Annotated in this window: 15 protein-coding genes and 1 tRNA gene; 8 read left to right on the forward strand and 8 right to left on the reverse strand. The window is 71.2% G+C overall.

Features of this window, described 5'->3' with window-relative positions; translation table 11 throughout:
* Positions 1–7: 7 nt before the first annotated feature.
* Entirely contained in the window at positions 8–1,540 is a 1,533-nt protein-coding gene (locus tag TA90_RS02580; RefSeq protein ID WP_052450410.1) for an MFS transporter, read from the reverse strand.
* Positions 1,541–1,752: 212 nt separating this feature from the next.
* Here TA90_RS02580 and TA90_RS02585 point away from each other — a divergent pair, with 212 nt between their 5' ends.
* The 3 genes from TA90_RS02585 (at position 1,753) to TA90_RS13020 (ending at position 3,153) form a co-directional block, all read left to right on the forward strand.
* Positions 1,753–2,364 carry a TetR/AcrR family transcriptional regulator gene (locus TA90_RS02585; RefSeq protein ID WP_043534465.1) on the forward strand — a complete coding sequence of 204 codons (612 nt, stop codon included), beginning with the start codon at positions 1,753–1,755 and terminating at the stop codon, positions 2,362–2,364.
* 164 nt (positions 2,365–2,528) lie between these two features.
* On the forward strand, positions 2,529–2,747 hold the full coding sequence (locus TA90_RS02590; protein ID WP_043534466.1) for a hypothetical protein: 219 nt from the start codon (positions 2,529–2,531) through the stop codon (positions 2,745–2,747).
* Positions 2,748–2,811: 64 nt separating this feature from the next.
* Complete coding sequence (locus TA90_RS13020; protein ID WP_052450411.1) at positions 2,812–3,153, forward strand: PLDc N-terminal domain-containing protein; 342 nt, start codon at positions 2,812–2,814, stop codon at positions 3,151–3,153.
* Between the two features lie 21 nt (positions 3,154–3,174).
* Here the strand turns inward: TA90_RS13020 and TA90_RS02600 are convergent, their stop codons facing one another.
* Both TA90_RS02600 and TA90_RS02605 read right to left on the reverse strand, forming a co-directional pair.
* Positions 3,175–3,888, reverse strand: coding sequence for a TetR/AcrR family transcriptional regulator (locus TA90_RS02600; RefSeq protein WP_082031288.1), 714 nt, complete (start codon positions 3,886–3,888; stop codon positions 3,175–3,177).
* 3 nt (positions 3,889–3,891) lie between these two features.
* Positions 3,892–4,476 carry a sugar O-acetyltransferase gene (locus TA90_RS02605; protein ID WP_043534467.1) on the reverse strand — a complete coding sequence of 195 codons (585 nt, stop codon included), beginning with the start codon at positions 4,474–4,476 and terminating at the stop codon, positions 3,892–3,894.
* Between the two features lie 95 nt (positions 4,477–4,571).
* Between TA90_RS02605 and TA90_RS02610 the strand changes: the two genes are divergently transcribed.
* On the forward strand, positions 4,572–5,207 hold the full coding sequence (locus TA90_RS02610) for a DUF1349 domain-containing protein (RefSeq protein ID WP_082031290.1): 636 nt from the start codon (positions 4,572–4,574) through the stop codon (positions 5,205–5,207).
* 41 nt (positions 5,208–5,248) lie between these two features.
* Here the strand turns inward: TA90_RS02610 and TA90_RS02615 are convergent, their stop codons facing one another.
* Positions 5,249–5,680 (reverse strand): SRPBCC family protein, encoded by a 432-nt coding sequence (locus TA90_RS02615; protein ID WP_197067820.1) that lies wholly within the window; start codon positions 5,678–5,680, stop codon positions 5,249–5,251.
* A gap of 254 nt (positions 5,681–5,934) precedes the next feature.
* Here TA90_RS02615 and TA90_RS02620 point away from each other — a divergent pair, with 254 nt between their 5' ends.
* Positions 5,935–6,708, forward strand: a complete 774-nt coding sequence (locus tag TA90_RS02620; RefSeq protein WP_043534468.1) for a hypothetical protein — start codon at positions 5,935–5,937, stop codon at positions 6,706–6,708.
* Between the two features lie 135 nt (positions 6,709–6,843).
* Here the strand turns inward: TA90_RS02620 and TA90_RS02625 are convergent, their stop codons facing one another.
* Both TA90_RS02625 and TA90_RS02630 read right to left on the reverse strand, forming a co-directional pair.
* Entirely contained in the window at positions 6,844–7,869 is a 1,026-nt protein-coding gene (locus TA90_RS02625; RefSeq protein ID WP_082031292.1) for an HNH endonuclease family protein, read from the reverse strand.
* A gap of 133 nt (positions 7,870–8,002) precedes the next feature.
* Positions 8,003–8,704, reverse strand: coding sequence for a Pr6Pr family membrane protein (locus TA90_RS02630; RefSeq protein ID WP_052450412.1), 702 nt, complete (start codon positions 8,702–8,704; stop codon positions 8,003–8,005).
* A 174-nt stretch (positions 8,705–8,878) separates the two neighbouring features.
* On the opposite strand from TA90_RS02630, the gene TA90_RS14480 reads away from it, so the two are divergent.
* Positions 8,879–9,055: a hypothetical protein gene (locus TA90_RS14480; RefSeq protein ID WP_156135659.1), complete on the forward strand. Its 177-nt coding sequence runs from the start codon at positions 8,879–8,881 to the stop codon at positions 9,053–9,055.
* Positions 9,056–9,219: 164 nt separating this feature from the next.
* Here TA90_RS14480 and TA90_RS02635 read toward each other — a convergent pair.
* Positions 9,220–9,292, reverse strand: a tRNA-Thr gene (locus tag TA90_RS02635).
* 242 nt (positions 9,293–9,534) lie between these two features.
* Here TA90_RS02635 and TA90_RS02640 point away from each other — a divergent pair.
* Positions 9,535–9,894, forward strand: a complete 360-nt coding sequence (locus TA90_RS02640; protein ID WP_043534469.1) for a PadR family transcriptional regulator — start codon at positions 9,535–9,537, stop codon at positions 9,892–9,894.
* Between the two features lie 197 nt (positions 9,895–10,091).
* Entirely contained in the window at positions 10,092–11,492 is a 1,401-nt protein-coding gene (locus tag TA90_RS02645) for a permease prefix domain 1-containing protein (protein WP_052450415.1), read from the forward strand.
* Positions 11,493–11,650: 158 nt separating this feature from the next.
* Here TA90_RS02645 and TA90_RS02650 read toward each other — a convergent pair whose 3' ends face one another.
* A complete protein-coding gene (locus TA90_RS02650) occupies positions 11,651–13,258 on the reverse strand; it encodes an alpha/beta hydrolase (protein WP_074015247.1) in 1,608 nt (535 codons plus the stop codon).
* Between the last annotated feature and the right edge of the window lie 195 nt (positions 13,259–13,453).

Here is a 13,453-nt window from a genome sequence, read left to right on the forward strand (position 1 = left end):
GGCCGCATCAGTGAGTGCGCTGACGCGCCACCATGACGACCGCCGCCACCGAACCCGTCAGGATGATGCCCGAGTCGAAGGCGCGGTGCGCCGACTCCAGCAGCACGGTCCCGATCCGGGCGGGCAGCTCCGCGGCCACGGACACGGCCCCTCCCAGGGTCTCCCCCGCCAGGTGCGCCTGCTCCGGGCTGAGCCCCGCGGGCACGTCGACAGCCGTGCGGTAGTGGGAAACCAGGATCCCCCCGAGCACCGCCGTCCCCAGCACGGCGCCGATCTCGTAGGCGGTCTCGGAGATCGCGGACGCCGCTCCCGCCTTGCTCGCGGGCACGGCGGAGATGATCGCGTCGTTCGTCAGCGTCTCGGTGGCCCCGGAACCGATGCTGATGAGGGCGAAGAGCCCCGCGAGCAGCACGGCTGAGGCCCCACTGCCCGTGAGCGCCACCAGCCCGTGGCCCAGCGCCGCCAGCGCCAGCCCGGCGGTGATGACACGGTGGGGGGCGACGCGGCGGACAAGGGGCACCACTGCGAGTCCGGAGACGACCATGGTGGCCATGCCCGGCAGCATCGCGAACCCGGTCTCCAGGGGCGTGAGCCCGAGGACCAGCTGGGCGTGCTGGGAGGCGTAGTAGACGAACCCGAGCATGGAGAACACCCCCAGCGTGTTGGCCAGGACCGCGCCGGTGAAGGCGGGGCGTGCGAAGAGCCTGAGGTCGAGCATCGGCGTGGTGCCGCGCAGCTGGCGGCGCACGAAGACCCACCCCGTCCCCAGGGCGAGCAGCCCGCAGATCACGGTCACCGCATTCAGGCCGGACACCATGGAGTGCTTGATCGTGTAGACGAGGCTGGACAGGGCGACCACCGACAGTGCCGAGTCCAGGACCGGGACGGGTCCGGGATGCGGGTCCTTCGACTCCGGTACCAGGAGCGGGGTGAGCACGAGCATCGGCACGAGCAGCGGCACCGCGATGAGGAACACGGACCCCCAGTGGAAGTGGTCCAGCAGGACACCGGCCACCATGGGCCCCAGTGCGGCGCCCGCCCCGAAGCAGGAGGCCCAGACCGCCAGCGCGAGGCGCCGCTCGTCGCGGTCCTCGAAGATGTTGCGGATCAGGGAGAGGGTGGCGGGCATGAGCGTCGCCCCGAAGACACCCAGGACGGCGCGCGCCGCGACGAGGGCGTGCCCGTTGGGTGCGAAGGCTGCCAGGACCGAGACGAGGACGAAGCCCGTCGCACCGATCAGGAGGATCCGACGCCGCCCGATGCGGTCCCCCAGCGTGCCCATGGTGACCAGCAGACCTGCCAGGACCAGGGAGTAGATGTCGACGATCCACAGGAGCAGCGTCCCCGAGGCCGAGAAGTCCAGCGAGATCTGCGGTAGCGCCACCGTCAGCACCGTGTTGTCGATGGAGATCAGCAGCACCGGCAGCATGAGCACGGCCAGCGCTCCCCACCGGCGGGCCGGGGAGCCGGTGGCACTCCCCGGGACGTTCCCGCCCGGTGAGACGTCCCCGTCGCGGGTGCGGCTCGAGGTGCTGGACATGTCCTCCTCCGTTCACGTGGGTGGTGGCCCACACCTGTCGGGACGGCTGCGGTCCGACGCACGGGGCAGCGGGCGCGACCGGGCGCCCGGACTCCACCGGGAGCCGGACCGGGACCTGCGTCAGCGGCCGCGGATCGCAGTCCGTCCCGGTGACCGTCAGGACTATACCGTCCGGTCGGTACAGTAGTCCATCCCTGTGTAGCATTGCCGCCGTGCGCACATCCAGGGACACCATCCTCGAGGCGTACGCGCGCCTCCTCGCCGACGAGGGCGAACGCGGAGCGACCCTGGACGCCACGGCCCGTCTGGCGGGAGTCTCCAAGGGTGGGCTCCTCTACCACTTCCCCTCCAAGGAGTCCCTGGCCGAGGCCCTGTGCGATCACCTGGAGGGCCTGGTGCGGGCCGACGCGGAGGCCATGCGGACCGCCCCGGAGGGCGCGGCGCGGTACTACATCCGCACCTCCTCCTTCGAGGGCACCGATCTCGACCGCACGCTCGTGGCCGTGGCACGGCTCTCCCGCGCGGAGCACCCCCGCGCCGTGGAGGTCTCCCGGTGGGCGTCCGAGCTCTGGCTCTCGGTCCTGGTCGACGTGATCGGCGATGCCGATGTCGCCCGGGCCGTCAAGCTGGTGGGGGACGGGCTCTACTACGAGGCCCTGCTCGGCGACCCCGAGGTCGGCACCGACGTGGACCGCCCCGACACCGGCCGCCCCTCGAACGGCGCCGTCACACCCGTCGCCGACACCCCACGCGAGCCGATCGCCGGACGGGACCTCGAGGGCCTCCTGCGGGTGATCGACCGGCTCACCGACCTCGCGGGCTGACCTTCCCGCCGGTCCCCCGGGGTCACCACACCGCGCCACGACCCCAGCGACACCCCTCAGGGTCCTCCCTGATTTCCCCCGGGTCGACGCCCGTCGCCCTGTCGCCGCGCGCCGCCCGCCGACAGACTGGGCACGGACACACCCCGATCCCAGGAGACCGACACATGCTCATGCCCATCGCCACCATCACCGGATCCGCCCTTGCGGGCATCGGGTTGCTGCTCGTGATGATCGGGACCTTCAGCTTCCGTGCCGACCGGGACGACCGTGACGGACGGGGCGGCACCCGGATCACCAGCCCCCTGGCCACCACGGGGATCATCTCCGGGGTGCTGGGCCTGGGCATCATCATCGCCGCCTACGTGGCCACCTTCGGGGTCTGAGTCCGGACTCCCACTCGCCGTCGACCTGGTTGACGCGGACTCCCCGGCTGGTGACACTGGCCCCATGGAGAACACCAGCGGATATGCCCTCAGCGGAGCGGGGACGGCCCTCATCCTCCTCCTGGTCCTCATTCCCATCGTCCTGTGGATCGTGACCCTGGTGAGCATCGTGCGCTCGCCGAACTGGACGCCGGGCCTCAAGGCACTGTGGGCGCTGGCCGCACTGCCCTCGGGTCTGATCGGCATCATCTGCTGGTTCGTCTGGGGTCGCAATGACGGGAACACCGGCCCCGCGGCCCCGTTCCCGCCCTCGACCCAGCCCTGGCCCCAGCAGCCCACCCAGCTCCCGCCCGAGGGGCCCACACCCCAGTGGCCGACGACGCCCGGGCCCACACCCCAGGCCTGACGGGGCGGGTGGGGACCGGTTTCAGGTCCCCACCACCCGCCCCACCGCGAGTGCGACGAGGGCAGGGTCCTGCGGCACGGTGTCGAGTGCCCGGTGGAGGCTCAACCCCTCGATGAGCGCGTCGAGCACCCGTGAGGTCACGGGGTCGAAGTGGGCGCCCAGAGCCGCCCGACTGCGCGCCATCCACCGGTTGGTGAGGACCCGGTAGGAGGGGTCGCGCGCCGCGATGGTGTAGAGCTCCTGTGTGAGGACCAGGTTGCGCTGGGAGTCGAGCAGGTCCTCGGTGATGATGGCGACCACTGCGGCTGCGGCCTCCTCACGGCTCCCCGCCTCCCGCAGGCGCGCCTCGAAGCGGGAGGCCACGGAGTCCGCGAAACGGGCGAAGGCCTCACGCAGGACCTCGTCGATGCCACTGAAGTGGTAGGTCATCGACCCGAGCGGGACCCCGGCGGCGGAGGCGATCCGACGGTGGGACGTGCCCGCGACCCCCCGCTCGGCGATGACGTCGAGGCAGGCATCGATGATGCGGTCGCGTCGTCCCGGGTCCCGGGCAGGTCCCTGCCCCGCCCCGGGGCCCGTCCCCGCCCCGGCCGGGACGCCGGTGCGGGCCACGGTCCCCGTCCCGGTCGTGGTCCCCTCACCGCTGGCGTCCCCCGCACGGGGAGTGGCGGCCTGCGCCCGGGGGGTGCGGGCCGCGACGGCACCGGCGTCGCCCTCGTCGGGCACGGTGCGCATGCCTCAGATCTCCCTGAGCACGCGCGCCGGGTTGCCGACCGCGACGACACCGGCGGGGATGTCGCGGGTGACGACGGAGCCGGCCCCGATGACGGAGTTGTCGCCGATCGTCACGCCCGGGCAGACGATGACGCCGCCCCCCAGCCAGACGTTGTCACCGATGACGATCGGGCTGGCGGCCTCGAGCTTGGCGCGTCGCGGTTCGGGGTCGATGGGGTGCCAGGGGGTGAGGAGCTGGACATTGGGCCCGATCTGGCAGTCGGCGCCGATGGTGATGGCGACGACGTCGAGGGCGGTGAGGTTGGAGTTGACGAAGGTCCGGTCCCCGATGCGGATGTTCTCCCCGTAGTCCACGGAGAAGGGCGGCTTGACGTACACGTCCTCCCCCACCGAGCCCAGGAGCTCGACGAGGGCGCTGCGGGCCCCGGTCCGGTCCCCCTCCAGGATGGCGCGCTGGTACTCGTCGACGAGCTGCATCCCGCGGTGCGCGATCCGCTCGCTCTCCGGGTCGTCGGCGATGTAGAGGTCCCCGGCGAGCATCCGTTGCCGGTTCGTGCGGGTGTCCCCGGCGAAGTGGTCGATCATCATGTGTACGATCGTACACATTGACGAGGGCGCGCCCGTGGACGGGCGCAGGGGCCCGCACGGACCCACCGACTCCCAGCACGAGAGGACACCACCAGATGGACACCACGACCGAACCGACGGACGCTCCGGAGTTCCCCGCCGAGGGCTACCCGAGCGAGGAGATCCCCTGGCAGACCGGTACCTGGACCCACCCGCCGCTCACCAGCACCGTCACCGACCGCGGCCTCACCGTGACCGCCCGCGAGGGCTCCGACGCCTGGCGCCTCACCTCCTACGGGTTCATCAACGACTCGGAGCACGGCCTGGTGGCCCCCTTCGCCCCGGGGCAGGGCATGGAGGTGACCTTCCGCGCCGACTTCACCCAGCAGTTCGACCAGGCCGGCCTCTTCCTGCGGGCCAGCCGCGAGCGGTGGGTCAAGGCGGGCGTGGAGTTCGCCGACGGTGCCCTCCAGATCGGTGGGGTCGTCACCGACGGCTGCTCGGACTGGTCGGTGGCGCCGGTGCCGGACTGGAACTCGCAGGAGATCACCATCCGCATGAGCCGGTCGGGTGGGGCGCTGACGGTCCGGGCCCGCTCGGGTCGGGAACCCTGGCGCCTGGTACGGGTGGCACCCCTGCCCGACGACCTGGACGTGTCGGCGGGCCCCTACGTCTGCGCCCCCTCACGCGCAGGGCTGGAGGTCACCTTCACGTCCTGGCGGCTCACCGCCCCCGACGCCCGACTTCACTGACGCCCGGCTTCACTGACGCCCGACTTCACTGACGCCCGGCTTCACTGAGGGGCGCCCGCGCCCCCTCCTGCCTCACTCACACGCCTCAGCCGCGCCAGGTGGTGGCGCCACCCCTCCTCGTGCTCGTCGGGCAACGCGGGATCGACTCCGGCGCTGCGGAAACCGGCCTCCTCGATCGTCACCCGGGTCGACCTCCCCTGTGGGAGGAGCCGGATCATGACATCGAGCGGGCACGCCCAGCCCGGTTCCCCCCACCTGAACGCGAGCAGGCGCGCCTCCTCGCACCGGGTCACCGAACCTGTCGCACTCCGCACCTGTCCCGATTCGGTCCAGGTCTCGACGAGAGGCGCCCCGACGGTGGCCTCGAACCTCATGTCCGGCCACCACGTGTCGCGCTGGACCGTCAGGAACCGCCACACGACCCCGGCGCTGGCACCGATGGTCGACCCGACCGACACAGGGTCCCGCATCATCGGCCCAACGTAGCGCGCCGGTCAGCAGACGTCACGACCTGCCCGGTCCGCCCGACGGGTGTGGATCCCCGGGGAACAGGGCGGGGCCGCCCTCGTCGACATGAAGCCCGGGGGCGGACCACGCGCGCGGGGCTCTCCCGGCACGCCCCGGTCCGCCGCACCGCGGGTGGGCCACGTGCCACGACCGGAAGGCCCCTGTGCCCGCGACCTCGACGATGTGATCCGAGCCAGGAAGCGGATGAGGAGGTGGACACATGGGCCCTGGACCCGACGTTGCGCCACGGAAGACCGACGGCGACGCCCGGAGCAGCCCGGGCCGGAGGCGCCCCCTCCTCCTCGCGGCCCTCCTCGTCCTCGTCCTCGTCACGGCCCTGGGGGCGGGTGCCCTCGTGCGGGCCCGGCACCTCACGGTCGAGGCCAGGGCGGACGCGGTCGCTGCCCTGGGTTCCCTCGACGACGCCAGGTCGACGTACGAGGAGGAGCTCAGCAGGGCCAAGGACGTGAGCGCCAACTCCAGCTGGAAGGTGGCCGACGACGTGACCATCTCGGCCCTGGAGCGTGCGATCAACATGCCGGCCCCCTCCTCGACGCAGGGCCGGGACCTCGAGGACCCTGCCCGGCTGGACAGGGGTGAGCTCGAGACGGCAGCCCGGCATGCCCGTGCGGACGCCGAGGGCTACGCGGACCTCACCGCCGCACTCGCCGCGCGCACCCAGGCGGTCGAGGACTCGATCCACGAGAAGAGCCTGACGGATGCGCGGACCTTCCTGAACACGAACATCGGGCTGGCACAGGTGTCCATCGACGCTGCCCGGGAGTTGCTCGACTCCCCGGCGGGCGCGACGGCACCGGCGCAGGCACGGGCCGACCTCGAGGCGTCACGCGTCACCCTCATCGCCACCGTCGCCGAGGCGCGGACCCTGCTGACGGGCGACGACGTCGATGCGATGCAGGCGATGCTCAACAGACTCGCGGGAGCCAGCGCAGACCTCGACTTCGAGATCGAGGCCATCGACCCCGCCAGCTGACGGGGAACCCGCCCGGGGCACGCCACCGGAGGACCGAGGACTCGGGACAGACCGCACCGAACCCTTCCCCGTGTGCATCTCCTGGGCACCCCCGGCGTTGGTCGGGCGGTCGCCCGCCCCGGAAGGGAACGGACCTCAGGCCTTGGAGGCCCTGAACCCCGCTGCCCGCGCCGCGGCCTCGGTGCTGAAGCACTGCTCGGCCTTGGTCCGGGCGTAGTACCGGCCTCCCGGCACGTGGTAGATCATGGAGTTCTCGTTGCCCTTGATGGGGAAGGCCGCGGGGCAGGACCCGTCGCTGCCGGGCTTGGCGCTGGTGGCGGTCGGTCTGGTGGCGGGCTTCTCGGACGATGCCGTGGGCGCCGCGCTCGCGGCGGCCGAAGGCTTCCCGGACGAGGACGCACCGGAGGTGACGGTCAGGGTGGACCTGTACGTCTCCTGGCCGGGGCAGGCCTTGAGCACCCGGCCCATGGCGGCCTTCTCGGCAGAGGTCACCGACAGGGAGTACTTCGCCTTCACGCTGATCTGGCGCGCGACGTAGGTGCACCGGTAGGCCTTGTTCCTCGGCAGCCAGGCCGAGGCCTCGGAGGAGCCTTTCTGGGAGTTGGACGTGCCGTCGACAGCCTCGAGGTTGAGGGGATCGTTCGCGAAGAGCTTGCGCTTGGCTGCGCTCCACCTGTTCGCACCGCTCACCCACGCGTTCTCCAGGGCGACCATGTGGTCGATCTGGACCTCGGAGGAGGTCTTCGCGCCCCTGGTGAAGGAGATCGTCTGGTTGGTGTAGGCCGACACGAGGGTGCCCTTGAGCACCACGCACCCGTGGGTGCCGGCCTTCAGGGTCACGGACCTGAGGTCCCGCCGCAACATGTCATTGCGCTGGTCGCACCCGTTCCGGTCCACGTCCGCCCAGGCGGCCCCGAACTCAGAGCGGGCGTAGCCGGTCTTCGCCGCCTTGCCCTTGACCGTCAGCCGGGCCAGGGCGGTCGTGGCCTTCGTCGATGTCCGGGTGAGCGTCGAGGTGGTCCTCACCGTCGACGCCGCGCCGCTCCCCATGGACCAGGTGACCGCCGTCGGCGCCGGAGCACCGACCAGGAGCAGGAGGGAGAGGAGCCCCGACACCAGGAACCGGCCCACAGCCGGCAACACGACTCGCACGGATCTCATTGTGCACCTCGGGACCACTCCTGCGATCTCGATCGGAGAGCTGGCGCCCCGGGGGGTCTCGGCGCTCCTTCGGGCGGGCGGCGCTGGGCTCCGGGCGGGCGGCGCGCAGCTCCGGGAGGGCGGCGCGCGACACTCAGGAGGCCGCGCCGAGGTGTCGGTCCCCCTCCTCCGGGCGCCGTCCCAGGTGTCGGTCGAGGGCGAGGTACAGGTAGCCGACCATTACGAGGGCGACGCTCAGCGCGATGATCCACAGGGCCACCCCGCCCACCCCGTGCAGGTCGACGTCCATGAAGGGGTACGGGTAGGCCCGGCCCTCGCCGAAGTCACCCCCGAGTGCCACCCATGAGTAGGCGAAGACCAGGTAGGCGTAGGGCGGGATCGTCCACAGCAGGGGATCGTGGGAGCGCAGCCGACCCTTCGGGTTGAACAGCAGCCAGTCCCCGATCACCAGGATCGGCGTGACGATGTGGACGAGGTCGTCCGTGAGTCCGAAGGGCCTGTACCCGCCTCCGGTCTGCCGGAACGACTCGGGGGCCAGGAGCACCACGTAGATCAGCATGGTCACGGTGATCGTCATCATCACCGCCGCGCCCAGACGCGGGGACGGCGCCGTCACACCGTGCGCCCCGTGGAGCGCGAGGTCACGGATGGTGGCGATGAGCATGAAGAGCATCCACGCGAGGCACAGGACGTTGCTCTGTCCCGTGAAGAAGAGGAAGGTGCTCCCCACCGGCGCGCCCGAGAACAGACCCCCGAGCCGGATGATGCCCGTCGCGATGAGCACCACCGCGAGGAGTCTGTACACGAGGGCGGCGGGCCTGCGATCGATCACCATGCGGGCACTGTACCGGCTGATCAGGGGCTGTCCTGACCGTGCCGGCACACGGACCGGGAACCATGGCGTCCTCACGCCGCGCCGGCACCGTGCACGTGCCCCGTCCGCATCCGCACACGCGGTTCACAGGAACCATCCTGCCGGGTCCCAGCACCGCACGGCACACTGCAGGACATGAGAAGAGCGACCCGAACCACCGTTCCCGTCCCCGTCCGACTGCGCGAGCGCGCCGGTGGGGCCGTCTCCCAGTTCAGAGCCTCCCTGGCGGCAGCATTCTGCCCGGCCATGCGGGTTCCCGCGCTCATCCGCGTGTCCTCGACGAGCACCCGCCGTGGGGTGGGCACCCGCTGACGCGGGTCGCATCGCCCCCGCCACCGGTCAGGCGGATGGGCAGACAGAGGCGGTTCGTCGCCTCGGTGCCCGGACCGGTCCGGCTGCAGTGAGCCGTTCCGGGTCCTCGGATGTCAGCGGCCCCACCCTGGGTCTTCCCAGTGGTGGGGCCGTCTCCATGTCTGAGCCACCTCGGAGAATCGAACTCCGGACCTATTCATTACGAGTGAATCGCTCTGCCGACTGAGCTAAGGTGGCCGCGCCCGCCGTCCCGGAGAACCGGCGCGCGGGCAACGACGACACTGTACCGATCCGGGCCGGGGGTGGGCAAACCGATCGGGCCCACATCGCGGGTCGTTCCCGTCACACCCGCCGACGAGGGCGGCCCCATCACCCACCCGCGGCCCACGCCCAGCACCGAGGCGCACCTCGACGTCCACACCTAGCAGTGCTAGGTTCATGTCATACCTCGAACCCCTAGGTACACGGGAGGAGCCCCCATGAAGCTGACGAAGGACCTGGTCGCGGCCTCGGCCACCCCGATCGTCCTGGGTGTCCTCGCCACCGGCGAGGACTACGGCTACTCGATCCTGCGGCGCATCACCGATGCCTCCGGCGGCAGGCTGGAGTGGAGCGAGGGCATGCTCTACCCGCTCCTGCACAGGCTGGAGCGCCAGGGCCTCATCGCCGCCCGGTGGGGGGAAGCCCCCAACGGGAGACGGCGCAAGTACTACTCGATCACCCCTGAGGGCACGGCCGAGCTCAGCGGACAGGCCGCCCAGTGGCGCGCCGTCGTCGACACCCTGGAGGGCCTGCTCCCCCGCACCACCCCCACCCCTCGCACAGCGGAGGCACGATGACCAACTCGCAGCGCCCATCCGAGGGGAGCGACATCCCCGCCGGTCCGAGCCCGACATCCGGCGGCCCGGTCCCCGCACGCCCCTCACGGTTCGGTCACCCCACCCTCCCCGGCGACGGGTCAGTCCCGGGAGACCCGGAGGACTCCGACCACTCGCACCTCTTGGGAGGTGCCGACAGGCAGGGGACGCCCTCGTCGATGCCCTCCCCGACCCACGGACCCTCCGCGCGGCCACCCGCCACCGACGAGGACCTGGACCACCAGCTCGGCGAGTGGCGCGCCCTCATGGCGCAGCGCCCCGGCATCACGCCCGACGACGTCGAGGAGCTCGAGGACCACCTCCTCAGCGAGGTCCACGACCTGCGCGCCGCGGGGCTCAGCCCGGAGGAGGCCTTCCTCATCGGCGTGCGTCGCCTCGGCTCCCAGGACGAGGTCTCGCGGGAGTACAGCGAGGTGCACTCCGAGCGCCTGTGGCGCCAGCTCGTGCTGGTCCCCTCCACGCCCTCCCCCGCCGGCAGTCTCCCCGCTCGCTGGGACCTGCCGGCGGCACTCGGCCTGGGACTCCTCGCCGGGCTCGCCGTGCGCATCCCGTACTCGGTGCTCGGGGACGCGGCGTCGGGCGACTTCTACGTGCGCAACATCGTGTTCCTGGTCCTGCCCTTCCTGGCCATCTACCTCGCGGCGCGCTCAGGGAGCCGCTCACGCGGCGGGCTCGCCGTGGTCGTCGGGGCCTTCGCCGCGAGCGCGCTGCTCGCGAACCTCTACCCCTCCCACGGCCCCGCACAGACCCACCTGCTCACCGCCCTGCACCTGCCGATCGCGCTGGTGGTGGTCGTGGGCATCGCCTACCTCGGTGGCCGGTGGAGGTCACTGGAGGCGTGGATGGACTGGGTCCGCTTCCTCGGGGAGGCGGTCATCTACTACGTGCTCATCGCCCTGGGCGGCGGGGTCGTGACCGCCCTGGTCACCCAGATCTTCTCAGCGGTCGGCCTGGACGGGATCGACACTGCGCTGGGGTGGGTGGTCCCGGTGTGCGCCGCCGGTGCCGTGCTGGTGTGCGCGTGGCTGGTGGAGCGCAAGAAGTCCGTCATGGAGAACATGGCACCGGTGCTCACGGCCGTGTTCACCCCGATCCTCACGCTCGCCCTGCTCAGCTTCCTCGTCGTCGTGGTCGCGAGCGGGCGCCTGGTCGACCTGGACCGGGAGGTCCTCATCTCCTTCGACGCCCTGCTCATCGTGGTGGCCGCGCTGGTGCTCTTCACCGTCTCGGCCCGGCACCCGGAGTCCCCACGGCGGGCCCTGGACTGGATGCAGCTCGTGCTCGTCCTCGCGGCCCTGGCCGTCGACGTGCTGATGCTGTGGGCGATGTCGGGGAGGCTCCTCGAGTACGGGACCAGCCCGAACAAGCTCGCGGCCCTGGGATGCAACCTGGTGCTCCTGGCACACCTGGCGGGCTCGGCCTGGCACTACCTGGGGATCCTCACCTCCCGTCGACCCTCGCTGGACCTGGAACGGTGGCAGTGCCTGGCCCTGCCGTTCTTCGGGGCGTGGGCGGGAGTGGTCGCCCTCGTCTTCCCGCCGGTCTTCGGCTTCCGCTGACCCCGCGCCGCGGGCGGGTCAGTGCGGCGGGACGAGGGCGGCCCCGGTCAGTCGGTGCAGCCCAGGATCAGACAGCGCGGCCGGTCAGTCGGTGCAGCCCAGGATCAGACAGCGCGGCCGGTCAGTCGGTGCAGCCCAGGATCAGACAGCGGGGCCGGTCAGTCGGTGCAGCTGAGGCCGTCCTCGGGGACGGTCCCGTCCGTGAGGTAGCCCTCCACGGCCTTCGCGACGCACTTCGACCCACTCTTGGAGTAGGCGGTGTGGTTCCACCCGTCCCAGGAGACGAGGACCCCGCCCTCGAGCTGCTGGGCGAGTCCCTGGGCCATGACGAAGGGCGTGGCCGGGTCGTGGGTGGTGCCGACCACGACGATCGGGGGCGTCCCGGGCGCCGTGATGGCCGAGCGGGTCGCGGTGGTCTTGATCGGCCAGGCCGACAGACCTGCCGAGGAGTAGCCGGCGAACTCACCGAGCACCGGGAGCTCACTGGCGAGCTTCTCCGCGTCCGCCTCCCACTCGGTGGGCGTACCGACGGACGTGTAGTCCAGGGAGTTGATGGCGATCAGGGCGTCGGTGCCGTTGGAGGCGTAGGTGCCGTCCTGGTTGCGGTCGTTGAAGTAGTCCGCCAGGTACAGGAGCATCGATCCGTCGTTGTTGCCCATGGCCTGCTGCATCGCCTGGGTGAGCGTGGAGTAGTTCGCGGTGTTGTACATGATGCCGAGGATCGCGGTGAGCGCCAGCGACTGCGTGAGCGGGCGGTCGCTGTCTGACGTGGCCAGAGGCGCGTCCGCGAGACGGTCCAGGAAGGCGGAGAGCTTCTGCTGTCCCGCCTCCAACCCACCGCTCACGGGGCACGCGCTCCCCGCCTGGCAGTCCTCGATCCAGTGCGCGATCGAGGCCTCGAAGCCCTTCATCTGGAGGTCGGACACCTGGTTGACGTCCAGGGACGGGTCCAGGGCGCCGTCGAGCACGAAGCGCCCGACCTTGTCGGGGAAGAGCCCGGCATAGGTGGCGCCGAGGAACGTGCCGTAGGAGTAGCCGAGGTAGTTGAGCGTCTCCTGGCCCAGTGCCGCGCGGGCCATGTCGAAGTCCTTCGCGGCCGAGACAGTGTCGATGTGGCGGGCCAGGTCACCGGAGTGGTCCAGGCATCCCTGCCCGATGTCGCCCATGATCTTCTCGGCCTGGGCGATGATCGCGGAGGCGCCCTCGTCGTCGGAGGTGTCGGCATCCTCGTCGTTGTAGCTGTCGCGTTCCGCGTCCGTCATGCAGATGACGGGGGTCGAGGCGCCGACCCCTCGCGGGTCCATCGCGACGATGTCGAAGTCCTTGACGAGGTCGTCCCCGAACTGGCTGTTCACCATCATCGCCAGGGAGTTCACGGCGGCGCCACCGGGTCCCCCGAGGTTGTAGAACAGCGACCCCTGGGAGGTGCCGCTGGCGAGGTGGCGGGCGATGCTCAGCTCGATGGTGTCCCCCGACGGGTCGTCCCAGTCCAGGGGCGCAACGAGTGTGGCGCACTGGTAGGGGGAGAGGTCCTTGGGGGGAGTCGTCGTCGAGTCCGTGGTGATCTGGTCCGCGGTGCAGGTCTTCCAGTTGACCGCTTGGGAGTAGTAGCCCTCGACCGTCCCGTCCACGGTTGCGGAACCGGACTGGGTGGTTCCCGACTGCGTCGTTCCGGTCTGGACGGTGCTCGTGGCACAGCCCGCCGTGATCATGGTCAGGGCGAGCGCGCCGACCAGGACGGTGCGCCGGGTGGTCCTCAGGGTCATGGACCTCAGGGTATCGGCCCCCACGACCATGTGCAGACACGCGTCCCGGGCATGCACCCCTGACCCGACGGTCTCCACGTACTGTCGCCGAACGGTGGACTTCTCAGCGAACGGTGGGGTAACCAGCGAACGGTGGGGGTACAGCGCCTCCGTTCGGTGAGAAGTCCACCGTTCGGCGCGCGCGCCGTGCGGGGA

The organism is Actinomyces polynesiensis (genome assembly GCF_000820725.1).
GTDB classification, from domain to species: Bacteria; Actinomycetota; Actinomycetes; order Actinomycetales; family Actinomycetaceae; genus Pauljensenia; species Pauljensenia polynesiensis.

What these genes read in the sequence shown, in the direction of transcription:
- TA90_RS02580 (WP_052450410.1), bottom strand. Translation starts at nt 1,540, where the DNA reads ATGTCCAGCACCTCGAGCCGCACCCGCGACGGGGACGTCTCACCGGGC.
- TA90_RS02590 (WP_043534466.1), top strand. Translation starts at nt 2,529, where the DNA reads ATGCTCATGCCCATCGCCACCATCACCGGATCCGCCCTTGCGGGCATC.
- TA90_RS13020 (WP_052450411.1), top strand. Translation starts at nt 2,812, where the DNA reads ATGGAGAACACCAGCGGATATGCCCTCAGCGGAGCGGGGACGGCCCTC.
- TA90_RS02600 (WP_082031288.1), bottom strand. Translation starts at nt 3,888, where the DNA reads ATGCGCACCGTGCCCGACGAGGGCGACGCCGGTGCCGTCGCGGCCCGC.
- TA90_RS02605 (WP_043534467.1), bottom strand. Translation starts at nt 4,476, where the DNA reads ATGATGATCGACCACTTCGCCGGGGACACCCGCACGAACCGGCAACGG.
- TA90_RS02610 (WP_082031290.1), top strand. Translation starts at nt 4,572, where the DNA reads ATGGACACCACGACCGAACCGACGGACGCTCCGGAGTTCCCCGCCGAG.
- TA90_RS02615 (WP_197067820.1), bottom strand. Translation starts at nt 5,680, where the DNA reads ATGATGCGGGACCCTGTGTCGGTCGGGTCGACCATCGGTGCCAGCGCC.
- TA90_RS02620 (WP_043534468.1), top strand. Translation starts at nt 5,935, where the DNA reads ATGGGCCCTGGACCCGACGTTGCGCCACGGAAGACCGACGGCGACGCC.
- TA90_RS02625 (WP_082031292.1), bottom strand. Translation starts at nt 7,869, where the DNA reads ATGAGATCCGTGCGAGTCGTGTTGCCGGCTGTGGGCCGGTTCCTGGTG.
- TA90_RS02630 (WP_052450412.1), bottom strand. Translation starts at nt 8,704, where the DNA reads ATGGTGATCGATCGCAGGCCCGCCGCCCTCGTGTACAGACTCCTCGCG.
- TA90_RS14480 (WP_156135659.1), top strand. Translation starts at nt 8,879, where the DNA reads ATGAGAAGAGCGACCCGAACCACCGTTCCCGTCCCCGTCCGACTGCGC.
- TA90_RS02640 (WP_043534469.1), top strand. Translation starts at nt 9,535, where the DNA reads ATGAAGCTGACGAAGGACCTGGTCGCGGCCTCGGCCACCCCGATCGTC.
- TA90_RS02645 (WP_052450415.1), top strand. Translation starts at nt 10,092, where the DNA reads ATGCCCTCCCCGACCCACGGACCCTCCGCGCGGCCACCCGCCACCGAC.
- TA90_RS02650 (WP_074015247.1), bottom strand. Translation starts at nt 13,258, where the DNA reads ATGACCCTGAGGACCACCCGGCGCACCGTCCTGGTCGGCGCGCTCGCC.